The organism is Bariatricus sp. HCP28S3_A4, from assembly GCF_052066395.1.
GTDB lineage: Bacteria > Bacillota > Clostridia > Lachnospirales > Lachnospiraceae > Allocoprococcus.
Window position 1 is genome coordinate 1 of record NZ_JBQHSE010000007.1, and the last position, 16,504, is coordinate 16,504.

13 protein-coding genes and 2 pseudogenes are annotated in these 16,504 nt (G+C 42.6%); all 15 read right to left on the minus strand.

Annotated features, from left to right (window positions below):
- Window positions 1–72: pseudogene (locus ACTNBF_RS05185) on the minus strand (IS200/IS605 family transposase); the annotation flags it as partial.
- A gap of 125 nt (window positions 73–197) precedes the next feature.
- Complete coding sequence (locus ACTNBF_RS05190; RefSeq protein ID WP_441088856.1) at window positions 198–761, minus strand: FAD-binding oxidoreductase; 564 nt, start codon at window positions 759–761, stop codon at window positions 198–200.
- A 1-nt stretch (window position 762) separates the two neighbouring features.
- Complete coding sequence (locus ACTNBF_RS05195; protein ID WP_427808288.1) at window positions 763–933, minus strand: DUF1667 domain-containing protein; 171 nt, start codon at window positions 931–933, stop codon at window positions 763–765.
- A pseudogene (locus ACTNBF_RS05200) lies at window positions 930–2,042 on the minus strand (NAD(P)/FAD-dependent oxidoreductase); the annotation flags it as partial. The gene ACTNBF_RS05195 and the pseudogene ACTNBF_RS05200, both read right to left, overlap by 4 nt.
- Window positions 2,043–2,479: 437 nt before the next feature.
- Window positions 2,480–6,016, minus strand: a complete 3,537-nt coding sequence (nifJ, locus tag ACTNBF_RS05205) for a pyruvate:ferredoxin (flavodoxin) oxidoreductase (RefSeq protein WP_427820411.1) — start codon at window positions 6,014–6,016, stop codon at window positions 2,480–2,482.
- 132 nt (window positions 6,017–6,148) lie between these two features.
- Window positions 6,149–7,078, minus strand: coding sequence for a prolipoprotein diacylglyceryl transferase (lgt, locus tag ACTNBF_RS05210; RefSeq protein WP_427820410.1), 930 nt, complete (start codon window positions 7,076–7,078; stop codon window positions 6,149–6,151).
- A gap of 57 nt (window positions 7,079–7,135) precedes the next feature.
- Window positions 7,136–8,236, minus strand: coding sequence for a redox-regulated ATPase YchF (gene ychF, locus ACTNBF_RS05215; protein ID WP_441026624.1), 1,101 nt, complete (start codon window positions 8,234–8,236; stop codon window positions 7,136–7,138).
- 250 nt (window positions 8,237–8,486) lie between these two features.
- On the minus strand, window positions 8,487–8,831 hold the full coding sequence (locus ACTNBF_RS05220; RefSeq protein WP_441088857.1) for a hypothetical protein: 345 nt from the start codon (window positions 8,829–8,831) through the stop codon (window positions 8,487–8,489).
- A 40-nt stretch (window positions 8,832–8,871) separates the two neighbouring features.
- Window positions 8,872–9,015 (minus strand): hypothetical protein, encoded by a 144-nt coding sequence (locus ACTNBF_RS05225; RefSeq protein WP_441088858.1) that lies wholly within the window; start codon window positions 9,013–9,015, stop codon window positions 8,872–8,874.
- A 155-nt stretch (window positions 9,016–9,170) separates the two neighbouring features.
- Window positions 9,171–10,079, minus strand: coding sequence for a YitT family protein (locus ACTNBF_RS05230; protein WP_441088859.1), 909 nt, complete (start codon window positions 10,077–10,079; stop codon window positions 9,171–9,173).
- Window positions 10,066–11,481 carry an aminopeptidase gene (locus ACTNBF_RS05235; protein ID WP_441088860.1) on the minus strand — a complete coding sequence of 472 codons (1,416 nt, stop codon included), beginning with the start codon at window positions 11,479–11,481 and terminating at the stop codon, window positions 10,066–10,068. Before ACTNBF_RS05235 ends, ACTNBF_RS05230 begins: the two co-directional genes overlap by 14 nt.
- A 21-nt stretch (window positions 11,482–11,502) precedes the next feature.
- Window positions 11,503–14,289 (minus strand): insulinase family protein, encoded by a 2,787-nt coding sequence (locus ACTNBF_RS05240; protein ID WP_441088861.1) that lies wholly within the window; start codon window positions 14,287–14,289, stop codon window positions 11,503–11,505.
- Between the two features lie 12 nt (window positions 14,290–14,301).
- The gene (locus tag ACTNBF_RS05245) at window positions 14,302–14,616 is read right to left on the minus strand and encodes a thioredoxin family protein (RefSeq protein WP_427820405.1); all 315 of its coding nucleotides are present in this window, start codon (window positions 14,614–14,616) and stop codon (window positions 14,302–14,304) included.
- Complete coding sequence (locus tag ACTNBF_RS05250; RefSeq protein ID WP_441088862.1) at window positions 14,617–15,552, minus strand: hypothetical protein; 936 nt, start codon at window positions 15,550–15,552, stop codon at window positions 14,617–14,619. It abuts the gene before it with no gap.
- A gap of 185 nt (window positions 15,553–15,737) precedes the next feature.
- Complete coding sequence (locus ACTNBF_RS05255) at window positions 15,738–16,502, minus strand: LytR/AlgR family response regulator transcription factor (RefSeq protein ID WP_427820403.1); 765 nt, start codon at window positions 16,500–16,502, stop codon at window positions 15,738–15,740.
- Between the last annotated feature and the right edge of the window lie 2 nt (window positions 16,503–16,504).

Genomic DNA, 16,504 nt, shown 5'->3' on the forward strand with positions numbered 1-16,504 from the left:
GCGATATTTCACAACCATAATCAAATGATAATATAACAAAAATACTGAATGTGCATTATTATCCAAATCCATATTATAATCAATCCTTTCTTTTATTCGACTGATTATATTGTACCACATCCGGCACATTAGAACAAGTGTTCTCTCGTATTTTTTTGCAATTCATCTCGCCACCTAAAGAGGTGGGAGAATTCTTGCTATATCTTGTTAAATTTGAGGACCTTATTGAACCGGAGCCTCATATCCAGCGAAATTCCTCCCAGAGTCGGCTCCACACCTCTTGTCACACTGCTGCCCCCGCCATATACACTCAGTGGGATCTTGTGTTCTGTACAGTATGCCACGATCTGTTCCACCTGCTCAGTCGTATCCGGATAAACAACTGCATCGGGCAGCGAATCGATCTGATGTCTTCTGAGACGGATTGCATCGTATCCGGTCTTTCCATAAGCAACTGCCAGTCTCGGGTAGTCCTCTGTCGTGACATACTTTTCCCCAACAATCTTCTTCAGTGCTTCAATATGCTCCGTAGCAAGGCGGGACGGCTGATCAAGTACGACCTTCTCCATACCGATACTGCCATCGTACTGCTGGAAATCCGCATCCGTCATTTTAAATTTTTCTTTCATCATTTTGTACAGCGACTCTTTCGGATATTTCACAAAATCCGGATCGCCCCAACGGAAAATGGAACCATAACTGTCTTTCGGCGCAGCCTCTTTTACCCATTTGGGTTCAAATCCTTTATATGGTTTACTCATGTTACACTTCTCCTTTCATCAGGTCACTCGTTATCACGACATCGACGCCCAGCCCCAGTACATTTTCAATCACGATATCCCCCGTACCGAGCGGCTCTGTCACCTGCACTTTACTGATTTCCTTCATCACATCAAATATTCTTTCTTTTGGAATCTCCGCAGAGACTTTCACCGGCACGACCGGAACATTTTCGGAGGTTTGAGATTGCGGAACCTTTTTTCATACAGAATTTTGTCTCCTGAAAGGCTGGTAAATACCGCTTCCTCCATCTCTGCTCTGCTTCGGAAATAAAGAACGATCTTTTCCGTTCCAGCGCTCTTTTCGATCCTCTGTGGTACAACATACTGCAGGGAATCTCCCGCCTCCAGTTCTAAGTATTCCCGTTTTTTCTTTTCATAGACGGCAGCTGCCTTTCCCGCAGCGATCCCGCTCTCTGTCACATAATCCACAAGATCATTGACATGGAGCGCATTTCCACAGCAGAATATTCCTTCTTTTTCAGTCATAAAATGCTCATCACAAACCGGCCCTTTCGTATGCATATCCATTGGTATTCCCAGTGAACCTGCAATTTCATTCTCCGGTATCAGCCCCACAGAAAGGATCAGCGTATCACACTCCACAATTTCTTCTGTTCCTGCAATCGGTTCCATCTTATCATTGACTTTAGAGATCTCCACGGCAGTCAGACGACTGTCTCCGAATACACGGGTCACCGTACTGGACAAATGAAGCGGAATTCCATAGTCTTCCAGGCATTGGACAATATTGCGGGTAAGACCTGATAGGGTTGGCTTTGCCTCATACACACCAATCACTTCCGCTCCCTCCAGAGTAAGACGGCGCGCCATGATAAGTCCGATGTCCCCGCTACCCAGAATCACACAGCGCTTTGCCGGCATCTGCTCCAAAAGATTCACAAAATGCTGTGCCGTCCCCGCTGTAAAGATTCCAGACGGTCTTGTTCCATGGATCCAGACCTGTTTTGCCGTCCTCTCTCTGCAGCCAGTCGCCAGAATGATCGTTCTGGTATGGCAGCTCACAACGCCATTTTTGTTAACATAGGTTATTTTCTTTGCTTCTGCTTTCTCTTCCATCCGCGTCACAAAAGTCTGAAGTTCACACTCAATCTTAAGCTCATGAAATTCTCTTATAAAACGCTCCACATATTCCGGTCCGGAGAGTCGTTCACCAAAATGCAGCAATCCGAAACCGTCATGAATACACTGCTTCAAAATACCACCAAGCCGCTCTTCCCGCTCGATCAAAAGTACTTCAGCGCCTTCTTTATGGGCTGAGTTTCTTCAGACTATCTTGCATGGGCCGCTCTTTTGATGTCCGACGGACTTCTTATGCAGAAAATGCTGGGAAATACCCAGCTTTCCACGGATGCGTTCATCCGTCAGACTGAGGAATATTTGAAACAACTTCTGTAATCATACTGTTCTTTTTATTCATTGATTTTCTCAGAAAATACCCAGATCACTCGAAACGTCTGTCTTATCCAAAAAACGGCACAGCCCTAAGGCCATGCCGTTTTTTTTATCCTTTATTTATCCTAGTATACCGAATAATAAGTAACTGACACCTTGACTTGTCTGATTGTTTCATCTGCAGTGTTGTCGTCAATCGACGTAGTCACCGCTACGCCTCATTCCTCCTTGCATATGAAACAATCATCCTGCGTCAATGTATCAGAAACTTATTTTTCGGTGTCCTAGTCTTCTCCGTACAGAGTAACCAGTTTCTTCAGATATTCATATCTTGCTTTTGCTTCAGCTTCATTCTTAGCGAACATTACTTCTGCTTTTTCAGGATTGAATCTTGCTAATGCGTTGTAACGAACTTCTCCGTTCAGGAAGTCTTTGTATCCTTCCATCTTAGGCTCCTTGCTGTCAAGAGTGAACTTAGCGCCTTCTGCAGCCGGATTGTAACGGAAGTTGTTCCAGTATCCGCATTCTACTGCTAAAGCTTCTTCTGTCTGAGCTTTGCTCATACCTTTCTTGATACCATGGTTGATACATGGAGCGTAAGCAATAATCAGAGACGGTCCCGGATATGCTTCTGCTTCAGAGATCGCTTTTACAGTCTGGTTGAAGTCAGCACCCATAGCGATCTGTGCAACGTATACATAGCCGTAGCTCATTGCGATAGAAGCAAGGTCTTTCTTCTTAACTTCTTTTCCGCCTGCTGCGAACTGAGCGATTGCACCGGTCTTGGTAGCCTTAGAAGACTGTCCGCCTGTGTTAGAGTAAACTTCTGTATCGAATACCATGATGTTGATGTCTTTTCCACTTGCAAGAACATGGTCAACACCGCCGAATCCGATATCGTAAGCCCATCCGTCACCACCGAAGATCCACTGCGATTTCTTAGCAAGGAAATCCTTATTATTAACGATATCTTTGCATAATTCACAATCGCATCCTTCTAATGCTGCAACTAATTTATCTGTAGCTGTTCCGTTTGTAACTCCGCATGAGTAGGTATCTAACCATTCCTGGCAAGCAGCTTTTGCTTCTTCACTGCATCCTTCTGATGCTGCGACAGCTTCAACTTTCGCTTTCAGGCCTTCTCTTAATGCTTTCTGAGCTAATAACATACCGTAACCAAACTCAGCAGCGTCCTCGAACAATGAGTTAGACCATGCAGGTCCCTGTCCCTTAGAGTTTACTGTGTATGGTGTAGACGGTGAAGAGTTACCCCAGATGGAAGAACATCCTGTTGCGTTAGCGATGTACATTCTGTCACCGAATAACTGTGTAACTAATTTAGCGTATGGTGTCTCACCACATCCTGCACAAGCTCCTGAGAATTCAAGAAGCGGCTGTTTGAACTGAGAACCTTTAACGGTATTTTCTTTGAATTTAGCAACAACTTCCGGTTTCACTTCGATTTCTGTACCAAAGTCGAAGTATACCTGTTCGCCTGCGTTTGCTTCCATGTTTTCCATAACAAGAGCTTTTTCGCCCTTCTTTCCTGGACAAACGTTAGCACATGAGCCACATCCTGTACAGTCATATGCTGAAACAGTCATTGTGAACTTCAGTCCCGGCATACCGATCATATCGATTGTCTTGATTCCTTCCGGTGCTTTTGCAGCTTCTTCTTCTGTAAGTGCTACCGGACGGATTACAGCGTGCGGACATACATATGCACAACGGTTACACTGGATACAGTTTTCCGGTTTCCATACCGGGATATCTACTGCGATACCACGTTTCTCGTATGCTGCAGTACCGGACGGTGTAGAACCATCTACATATTCTGTGAATGCAGATACCGGCAGAGAGTAACCTTCCTGAGCGTTAACTTTAGCCTGAATATTCTTAACGAATGAAACAGCGTCTTCTCTTCCACCCTTAACTTCCGGTGTGAATAATCCCTCATCTGCGCAGTCTTTCCAGCTTTCCGGAACTTCTACTTCATGAACCTGTTTAGCACCTGCTTCGATTGCATCGTAGTTCATCTGAACGATCTTATCACCCTTCTTGCCGTAAGTAGCTTTTGCTGCTTTCTTCATCAGGTCGATTGCTTCTTCTTCCGGAATGATGTTAGCCAGTTTGAAGAATGCTGACTGAAGAACGGTGTTGATACGTCCGCCAAGTCCGATTTCTTTACCGATCTTGATTCCATCAATGGTGTAGAACTTGATTCCGTGGTTAGCGATGAATGCTTTCACCTGTCCCGGAAGATGCTTGTCAAGCTCTTCTGCATTCCATGGACAGTTCAGAAGGAATGTACCGCCGTCAACAAGTTCCTGAACCATGTTGTATTTATTTACATAAGACGGATTATGGCATGCAACAAAGTTTGCCTTATGAATCAGGTAAGTAGACTTAATCGGTTTCTTACCGAAACGAAGGTGAGACATTGTTACACCGCCTGATTTCTTTGAGTCATAATCAAAGTAAGCCTGTGCATACATATCCGTGTTGTCACCGATGATCTTGATGGAGTTCTTGTTGGCACCAACAGTTCCGTCAGCTCCAAGTCCCCAGAACTTACAGTTGATTGTTCCTTCCGGAGTAGTAACCAGAGGAGCACCAACTTCAAGAGAAAGTCCTGTCACATCATCAACGATACCAATTGTGAACAGTGATTTTGCTTCGTTCTCGAATACAGCTACGATCTGAGCCGGTGTTGTATCTTTAGAACCTAATCCGTAACGTCCGGAATTGATCTTAACGCCGTCGAATTTGCTTCCCTTTAATGCAGCAACAACATCAAGGTACAGAGGTTCTCCCTGAGCACCAGGTTCTTTTGTTCTGTCTAATACGTTGATGTATTTAACAGTATCCGGAATTGCATCGATCAGGGCCTGAGCGCAGAACGGTCTGTAAAGACGAACTTTAACAACACCGACTTTCTTGCCCTGAGCAAGTAAGTAATCAATTGTCTCGTCGATCGTATCACAAACAGATCCCATAGCTACGATCACGCTTTCAGCGTCTTCTGCTCCATGGTAGTTGAACAGTTTGTAATTTGTTCCGATCTTTTCATTTACTTTGTCCATGTATTCCTGTACGATTGCCGGCATAGCATCGTAGAACGGGTTACATGCTTCACGAGCCTGGAAGAAGATATCCGGGTTCTGAGCAGAACCTCTCTGGCAAGGATGATTTGGATTGAGAGCATGCTTACGGAAAGCATCAATTGCATCCTTATCTACCAGATCTTCCAGATCTTCGTAATCCCATGTCTCGATTTTCTGAATCTCATGAGAAGTACGGAATCCGTCGAAGAAGTTGATGAAAGGAATACGTCCTTTGATTGCTGCACAGTGAGCAACCGGTGTTAAGTCCATTACTTCCTGTACACTGGATTCACACAGCATAGCGCATCCTGTCTGACGGCATGCATATACGTCTGAGTGATCTCCGAAGATTGATAATGCATGGCTTGCGATAGCACGGGCAGATACGTTAAATACACCCGGAAGCTGCTCACCAGCGATCTTATATAAGTTAGGAATCATAAGAAGTAAGCCCTGAGAAGCTGTGTAAGTTGTTGTAAGCGCACCTGCTGACAGGGAACCGTGAACTGTTCCGGCTGCACCTGCTTCAGACTGCATTTCAGTTACCTGAACAGTCTGTCCAAAAATATTCTTTCTTCCTTGAGTAGCCCATTCATCTGTTGCCTCAGCCATTACGGATGAAGGGGTGATTGGGTAAATAGCAGCTACGTCTGTGTATGCATACGATGCATGAGCGGCTGCATGGTTACCATCCATGGTCTTCATTGCTCTTGCCATTTCTTGTTTCCTCCTTATTTATGCCAATTATTTAACATATATATTTATTATAGTCTGTTGATTTTCAAAAGTCCAGTAGTTATTCATCGAAGATTGTTCCTTTTCGGATACACCAACCGGACGTACTCTGTTTTATTTCCCGTGAAACATCTTCCTTGCATTTTTCGCATTTTTCTTAGCTTCCTTTTCGCGCATTCTCCGCAGTCTCGTTTTATCATCCTGCTGTCTGTTGTAAACAATCAGAATCAACGCCGCCACCGCAAGGAGCCCGGATAGAATCTGTGACACCGGGAGTTCCAGTCCGGTAACAGTCAGTTGATCTGTGCGAATTCCCTCGATCCACATTCTGCCTATCCCGTATCCGAACAGATATACCAGGAATAATTCGCCTTCAAACTTCCTGTATGAATAATAGAAAAAAATCACAATCAGAACCAAAAGGCACCAGAAAGACTCGTAAAGGAACGTCGGATGTGCCTGAATGAATCGGACCTCATCAATCACTTCAATGTGATTTCTCATGCGGTCTGTCACATCGGCAACTCTAACCGAATCGATCGGTAACATCATCGCAAATAACCCATCCGTATATTCTCCGAACGCTTCACGGTTAAAGAAATTTCCCCAGCGCCCCAACATTTGACCAACCAGAAGGCCTACACAGACTGTGTCCAGCATCTCGGGTGCCGACAGTTTTTTGATCCAGGCAAATATAAAAACCGTAATGAGCGCTGCAATCAGTCCTCCGTAAAAGGCAAGGCCGCCCTGACGGATATTAAAAATACTCAGCGGATGATCCTTATACAGTTCCCACGAGAAAACCACATAAAATAACCTCGCTCCGATGATTCCGAATATCACTGCAAATACCGCAAGATCAAGATAATCCTCCGGATTCTGTCCTGTATACCTCGCAATCAGAACAGTAATGATCGTCCCTAAAAGTATTGCGAATGCAATAATAATTCCATAATATGCAATATCAAATCCAAAAACCGAAACTGCTCTGCCCACATGTTTCAGTTCAATCCCCAAATGTGGAAAGATGATTGCTTCTGACATATTCTCTCCTGCTTTCTTTCGTTAATCTACCCCTGATGTTCCAGACTTTCCAATAAGTTATACATTAAAGCGGAACAGAATGATATCCCCATCCTGAACCACATATTCCTTGCCTTCCAGTCTGACAAGTCCCTTTTCCTTCGCCGCATTGTACGTACCACAAGCCATCAGATCATCATAGGAGACAATCTCCGCGCGGATGAATCCACGTTCAAAGTCCGAATGGATCTTCCCTGCCGCCTGAGGTGCCTTTGTTCCTTTTTTGATCGTCCAAGCACGAACTTCCGGCTCTCCCGCAGTCAGATAGCTGATCAGACCAAGGAGACTGTAACTTGCCTTGATCAGTTTCTCCAGCCCGGATTCCTCAAGTCCCAGATCTTCCAGAAACATCTTCTTTTCATCCTCTTCCAGTTCTGCGATCTCCTGCTCGATCTGCGCACAAACCACAAACACTTCACAGTTTTCATTTGCCGCATATTCACGCACGCTCTGTACCCCTGCATTCGAAGCACCGTCATCCGCGAGATCATCCTCCTTCACATTTGCCGCAAAAATAACCGGTTTGTAAGTCAGGAGATTGTAGCTCTCCAGCCATGCCTGCTCGTCCTCATCCTGAACTCCGTCAAATGTCTTAGCAAGCTTTCCTTCCTCCAGATGCGCCTTGATCCGCTCCATAAGGGCAAGCTCCTTCGCGATCACCTTGTCATTTCTCGCAGCACGAACTGCTTTCGAAATTCTTCTTTCCAGTATTTCCAGATCCGAGAAAATCAATTCCAGATTGATCGTTTCGATATCCCGGAGCGGGTTAATGCTTCCGTCTACATGTACAATGTTGCTGTCCTCAAAACATCTCACAACATGAACAATCGCATCCACCTCACGGATATTGGCAAGGAACTGATTGCCAAGTCCCTCTCCTTTGGATGCACCTTTTACCAGGCCGGCGATGTCTACAAATTCAATCGCTGCCGGGATGATCTTCTTTGTGTGGTACATTTCCCCGAGGACGTTCAGGCGCTCGTCCGGAACGGTAACAACACCCACGTTCGGGTCAATCGTACAGAACGGATAGTTCGCAGACTCTGCACCGGCTTTGGTCAGTGAGTTAAAAAGTGTACTTTTTCCTACGTTTGGTAATCCAACAATGCCTAATTTCATAATTTTCTCCTTTGCAGGGACGTTTCTTTTGCCACGAGCAGCGCCCTTTGGCACGCTATTGTTTGCGTATTCCCCAAAATATTACTTAATTTGATAATAATCAAAAATATTTGACGTGTAAATGCTACCACAGAAATTAAAAAAACTCAATATTTTAGTCCTTACTTTCCCCTCTTTCCTAACATTTCCCACCTGAGAGCAATATTCCCGCCCTTTTCTGTATCTGCCTTTCAATCATACCCAACCGTTTCTAAGGTAAATTATATCGAGAATGCCGTTTGAACCGAAATTCCAATAATTGATACAATTTTTCACGATGTCTTGGAGTAAGCACAGCTTTTGCGCTCTCAAGAGAATCGTCATATACACAAGGCTGTAAGGTCGAAATATATGTTTCTAAGTTTTCATCACTCGCCCAGTCATCTTTCCACGCGAAATTAAACAGAGAATTCCCATAATCAAAAAGCGGTGCCGACGCAACGATTTGATTCGTATAATTATTGACCAAAACACCAAATTTCCAAACTGCCGTCATTCCACCTTTTGTTTTCAGATAACCAACAAGAATATACGATAATTCTTTGGATGTAAACAAATCACATGTAGAACATAAATTTCCTTTCCATTTCGATAAATTATATGAAAAGTTCCAGCGTCAATGGTAAAAATTCTCTTTTAGTTTCATCGGCCCACAAGATCCGATAATCTGGTTCACTACTTTCTGCATTTGCAGAAAACTTCAGCAAAACCGAATCAAAATGCTTTATACAATAAATCATTTCACTCCCTCCTGTCTTTTTAATATTATATTGTTTTCTTAACATTATACAAGATAACCCGTAAATCCATAATAAAATGAGCCTTGATTTCGTACTTATTATCATACGTCATCAAAGCTCAAAAGTCTAATTTTTTTCATCCTGTCTTCTGCAGGCTAGTTTATAGCCGGCATTTCAGATTCTTCCACATTATATCGAAGTTCATCGTATTTCACACGTTCCCTGGTAAATCCCTGTCCATTCACTTCATTGATCTGTGTGATCGTCAAAAATGCATTCGGATCGGTAGCACATACCATTTCTTTCAAAGCGAAAAGCTTATGACGTGGTATCACACACATCACCCCTTGCTGGTATTCACCGGCGCATCCGGTCTGAATCTGGAACAGTGTGACTCCTGCTTCAATTTCACGAAGAATTTTTTTCTGTATTTTTCTGTATTCTTTCGAAATAATCATGACCTGCATGGATGTTTTGCCGTTCGGAATCATTTTATTCATGACAATTGTTGTTAAAATGACGACCAGAATCGCATATAGTATCTGTTCCATATCACTAAATACAGCCTGCATCCCCAAAACGACGACATCAGCAAGATAAACCCCCGTTCCTACTGACAGCGAAGTCTTTTTATTAAGTATCATTCCAATAGCATCCGTTCCGCCGGTTGATCCTCCGACTCTTACTACAACCGCCATACTTAATCCAATCAGTATCCCTCCGTAGATTGCCGCCAGAAATATATTATCCGTTATATTCGTGATACCCGGAATTTTCTGAATCACTTCCAATAAAATCGGATAAATAATCACACTTAATATAGTTTTCCCTACAAAATCAGCACCGATGACAAACCATGCAACCAGAAGTATAAAAGAATTCACAAGGAAAACAACGATGGATGTCCTAACACCCCAGAAATGATTGAATGCAATTCCAACTCCGGTTGCTCCTCCCATCGGGATCCCTGAAGGAATAACAAATGCAACCACTCCCAATGCCAGGATAGCATTTCCCAATATAACACCAAATATATTGATGAGTTTTTTCTTATAGTCTTTCACATTCACATCCCCATTTCAAAAACGCTTCATAACCTTTCACTGCCTGATAAATATCAGATTTGCTGCTCACTTCATATGGTGCATGCATATTCAGCACTGCCACACCGGAATCGATGACATCCATGCCGTAGTTTGCCATAATATATGCGATTGTACCGCCGCCTCCGACATCCACCTTTCCAAGTTCCGCAAACTGATATGCCACACCGGCTTCCTCCATCATTCTACGGATTTCTCCCAGATACTCGGCATTTGCATCATTGGATCCGCTTTTGCCACGGCTTCCGGTAAATTTATTGAACGCAAGCCCTTTTGTAAGAAATGCTGCACTTCGTTTTTCAAATACGTCTGCAAATAACGGATCATATGCTGCGCTTACATCGGAAGAGAGCATTTTTGATCCTGCAAGTGCTCTTCTTACTTTCAGATCTGATTCCCCTTCTGTTAAGGCAATCAGCTCAGCTACCATATTTTCGAAAAATCGCGAGTGCATTCCTGTTGCTCCGACACTGCCAATCTCTTCTTTATCCACCAGCAGACAACACGCAGAACGACTGCTGTTTTTAACATTCAGCATAGCCATAACAGATGTAAATGCGCAAATGCGGTCATCCTGTCCATATGCAAGAATCATACTGCGATCCAAACCAAGATCTCTAGCCTTTCCCGCCGGTACAATTTCCAGTTCAGCCGATGCAAAATCTTCCTCGCTGATTCCATAAGATTTTTCAAGAATGCTCAAAACATTTGCTTTGACTGCTTCTTTTTCGGCTTCTTGCAGATTTTCATCTTTGTCGATGGGACAGTTTCCGATCAGAAGATCCAGTTTTTCCCCTTCGATGACTTCTCCGGCCTTTTTATCCATCTGCTGTGAAGCGAGATGTACCAGAAGGTCTGTAATGACAAAAACCGGCTCGTCTGCTTTTTCGCCGATGCTGATGTTTACACAATGTCCATCCTTCATTGCAACCACTCCGTGAAGTGCTAAAGGCTGTGTTACCCACTGGTATTTCTTAATACCCCCATAATAATGTGTGTCCAGATATGCAAATCCTTCATTTTCATAAACCGGATTCTGTTTTACGTCAATTCTGGGTGAATCAATGTGTGCCCCCAGAATGTTCATGCCCTCGGATATCGGATTTTCCCCCATCCGAAAGAGTGCAATGCATTTTTTCATACAGGTGACATAAATCTTTTCTCCTGCTCTTATTTCTCTTCTGCCTTCCAGATACTCTCCAAGCTCATGATATCCTGCTTCCTTGGCCAGTTCTGTTACCAAATCCACACATTCCCTCTCGGTTTTTGCTCTGTCCAGCCAGGATTTATATAATTCACAGGTATTATGAAGCTCATCGTTTTCTTTCTCATCATATGTCATCCAGATATTTTCTTTCTTCATCTTCTCATTTCTCCTCAAACCTTACTCCATCAATACTATGATCTTATCAAATTCGTCCGCTGCTTCTTCAATTCTCTCTCTATTTCCCAGCACGCAGGCTGTGCCCTCTTCGGCAAATCTTTCCAGTGCCTGATATCTGTTTTTCAGTTCTTCTTTTGATGCTTTTAACAATCCTTTTCTGATACCAGCCCTCGTCTGCGGCATTTCTTCACGCAAATACCAGGCATCCATTCGTTTCACCTGTGCATATGTCTTCGGAATCCGGTCATATCTTGCAACTGCCCCGATCTTATAATTCAGAAGTTCCTGTTCCTCTGTCTCTAATGTTTTCAACCAGTTTGAAGTATCGCGGAATGTTTCCATTGTTTTCTTCACATTTGGATCACGATAGGAACTCATCGTCCAGCTGCCATTTGGATTGATCGCCATACTGCAGCCATAAGCACCTCCTTCGGCACGAACTTTTGTCCATAAATAATCGAAACTTACGATTCTTCCGAGCAGATAAGTCTCACCACTATATTCTCCGTCCCCTCCAAATGCAGCATATGAAACTTCGGATGGAATGATAAATGCTTCTGATTTTCCGGGCAGCAATTCATCCTGATACCACACGCTATCACCTGATCTTAGGCTATTACATAATTCAGAATCATTCATCAGTCTGCGAAATTCTGCGTATCTTTCTTCTGTACCAGTAAAACTCATTACCAGCGGTGCTGTACAGCAAAGCTTCTCACGGATTTTTTTCAGCTTCTGTATGATCATAGCGCAATTTGATTCAAAATCCATCAGAAGCCCCCCAAGAAATTGATAATAGAGAATGCCATTATATCGCTCTCTCGCAACGCCTTCCGTCATATAGTGCGCAGCAGCGCGTCCGGAAGCGTAACTGTTTCCATTTGATACAAACCCTTCTTCCATCGCCATTTTGCTCTGTTGAATCTTTTTCCGTATGATTTCGGGATGATCAAAAACGGTATCATAAAGAAGTTCTTCCTGAAGATTCAACGCCTTCTCCAGATTCTGCTCCAGACAGCTTACATCCATTACAAATTTTAGGTTGACATGTTCCCTGTTCTCTGCTTTGGTGTAAACTTCCAGATAAGTGCCCATATTGCCAAACCACATATTTTTCTCAACTACAAGTTCTTCCGGCGTATGCTTTCTCGTTGGCAGATCGCCCAGAAGGACTGCTAACAGTTTGGCATAAGGAACCTCTTCTGGTTTCAGATCACTGATATCAAAATAACAGCTTTGGTAAATAATTCCCTTAGAGGGCACTTCCTGTTTCAGATATATAATTCCTCTTTCTTCATCTACTCTGGTTATGGGTTCTTCATTCTCCTGTTCCAGATCCTCAATTGATAAATCGGGTTGTTTCTCTCCGTTTTCTTCTTCCTCTTCGGTTTTCTCTCTCAAAATCTCTTCCGAAGGTTTGAGATATATTTCCGCCTGATAATCATTTTCCAGAATGATTTCTTTTAAAAGCGATTCAAAATATCCTTCCTTTACACGTTTTCTCAGTTTTTTATATTTCTCTTCAAATTCTATAATCACAGATGGTTCTAAATCCTGCGTCCATCCGCCTGCTATATCAAGTACACAGTCGATTCCATCCGGCTGATAGCCTCCTTTTTCCCGCATCCAGAATTCCTGGCGGTTCATTGCGGATACGAGAATCTCCTCTCCGATTCCTTCAGCATATAGTTTTTTTGCCTGTTCTTTCAGGACCATACTCAGCCTGTCCGCCGCTTCATGTTCCGCATTTTTTATTTTGATTGCAAGATAAGGCTGACGGATTCCGTCCATAATGAAATACTGTACATCTGAAACTTGAAGCTCTTTGAGCAACATTTTTTTCAAAGGTGCTTCATCTTCTCCCATGAGCGCCTGAACAAGAATGTAAATAGCACTCATTCGTTCTCTGTCACCAAATTCCCCGAGATTATACGTACATGCCGCAAATACGCCCTGATCACCAAACTTATCTTTATCGTACTGTTTTCTTCGTATCGTCCTCAACGGTCTCTGGAGTGAAATCGGTTCAGGTCTTACAACTTTTGACATCTTGCTTAAATAAGCCTTATCTATGTATTCCAACTTTTCTTCCACATTCATCTTCCCGTATAATACAATACAGCAGTTCGACGCGCTGTAAAATGTTCTGTACCGTTCCAGAAATTTTTCATAAGAAAGTGCCGGGATTGCATCCGGATTTCCGCCGGATACAAAGCGATAAGCATTCTCCGGAAACATCGCCTCAGCCATCTCATACATTAAGAAATTATCCAGAGAAGAGAAGACACCCTTCATCTCGTTATATACTACACCGCTGATTTCCGGTGCTTTTCCTTCTTCCCGCTGAAAATGCCATCCTTCCTGATCGAATATCTTTTTGTCAGTAAGAACATTTGGATAAAATACTGCATTTAGATAAACATCCATTAACTTCATAAAGTCCTTCTCATTTTCTGTACAAAACGGATATACAGTATGATCCGGATAGGTAATTGCATTCACGAACTCCGCCATGGAATGCTTCATCAAATTAACAAATGTATCTTTATCCGGATATTTTCGGGAACCATTCAATACGGAATGCTCCAGGATATGAAACACACCTGTGCTGTCCTCCGGTATCGTTCTGAAGCCTACCAGAAAGCTCTTCTTCATATCCTGATTGTCTATAACGATGATCTGCGCGCCTGTTTTCTGATGCTCCAGCTGAAAGATATTGCCTTCGACTTCACGCACATATTTCTTCTCTTTGACTTCAAACCCATAGATTATTTCCCTGACTTCCATGTTCTCTTCCTCTTAGTACATCAATTTGGCAATCTGCTCTTTCATTTCGTCGACTTCCATCACACCGACATTTTCAAATTTCTTTTCTCCATCTTTGTAAAACTGAACAGTCGGAACTCCAAAGATGCGGTTTTCTTTTCCCAGCTTCGGATAATCAGTCGTGTTCACTTTTACGATATTGATAAATGGAAGCTCCGCATCAAGCTCCTCCAAAATACGTGAAAACGCTTTACACGGCACACATGTTGTTGAGAAGAAATCCACGATCACAAAACCTTCCTTGATCTGCTCTTTAAAACTGTCATTGTCTGCATACTGAATTGCCATTTACTTGTCCTCCTTAAAATAATTTTTTTCTACGTAACCTCTTACTTTTTGATAATAATAATTCGCGAAAAATGTAATTTTCGAATACTCATACGTGTTGATCTGTTCCGCATTTTCTTTTGTTTCATGCCAGAATTTCATATAGTCTTCTATGCTTTCCCTATATTTTTCCTTCGTGTACTCTACGCCATCTTGCTTCGCATAAACACAGCCGAGAAGATAACACAACAACTTATCCCATGAATCATACTGAACATTTACAAGCAGCTCATGATAACTTGAAAACGGCATCTTTCCTTCAAAATCTTCTGGTGCCATGGTTTTCAGATTCAGGTTCTCTTTATCTGCTATTACTTGTAATCTATGGATTTCATGATCTGTCATTTCAATCCAATCAGCCTTTTTCAAGTCAAAAGCACTGTTTTCAAATACCTGTTTCATTACATACTGAATTGCATCAAATCCTTCTTCATCTGCGATTTTCTTCTTTTGCTGCCGAGTCAGATATTCCTCGTATTCTTCGACACTTTCAATTCCTTTAATCTCAAGATTCTTTACCATCTCATCTGTGACCTCAGGAACCATTTTCCGCTGAACAGACTGGACCGTCACTGTCACCTTATCCCCGTCAACATCCAGTACATTTGTCGTTCCCTTTTTCATTCCCACGCACAATGCTTCCAGTTTCTTGTTAAAGAATCCCTGTCCTACCATAAGCTTCAGCTGCTCTCTGTTGAAAAATGAGTTTTCTGATTTCATGTCACAAACAATGATTGCTCCATCCACAACTTCATCCGCATCTGCCCAAGTACTGTTTTTGTTCTTCAAAAAATCCATCTCTTTTTTGACTGCTTTTTCGTCCAAGGCAAACACCTTCTGATAGGCGCTGATATCCACCTTATCATACTCAGCAAACGAAATAACTTTTGATTTCATTTTTTCCTCCTCGTTTCTATGAATCTCTTTACGGTGAATTATATCGGAATCTTTTTTGATTTCAATGCCTCGGGGCTATTCTGTCTTTGGCACGTTCTATTCTGTACCGGTTCTGCAGCTCACAAAAGTTTACACAAAAATGCCCCTGCAAACTGCTATTTTTCCACAATTTGCAGGGGACAAAATCAAAGTGTAAGCCTTGCATATTTACTTTTCAAAAGCTGGATCACTTCCGTATATTTATCTCGACTCAGCATGACTTCACCCGCATATCCGTCAAAAACCAGCGAGAAACTTTTCGTCTCATTATTCGCCTTGACGTAAGACACTTTGGACAAGTTCACAATAAAGGACTGATAACAGCGGTAAAAATTATGCCCTTCCAAAATATGTTCCAACTCATCCAGCGAATATCCTGAAAGAATCACTTCCTTTCCATCCACAGTCATCATCTTATTCTTTCGGTTCGCGCGCTCAATAAAAAGAATCTTATCAATCTCCACCAGTTGATATCCATTTTTGATTTTAATCATCACAGACCGGTTGACCCATAAGCGCTTATACTGGAGAAGCTCAAACAGATACTGCACTCTTTTTACGACACGCTGCAATACATGAATACTGAATGGAAGGGAAAAATACTCATCGCAGCAGACACCAAATACCGTCCCCGCTTCAAGCTTTTCTTCGGAATACAGCACCACCAGAAGATCCGGCTTCATCTGCGACAGATTGTACGCCAGATAAGCCCCGTCATCACTGAATGCCGGATTGCCTGTTCGCAAATTAATAAATACGACATCCACCTCATTCAAACTAATATATTCATGGGCTTCATTAATTCCATCAAAGGTTTTTACAATATCAAATACATTGTAAAATGTTAATAATTCTTCTAGTCGTGTGCGCAAACTCGTATCTTCTTCTACCAGAACAAGCTTCATTTTCATAA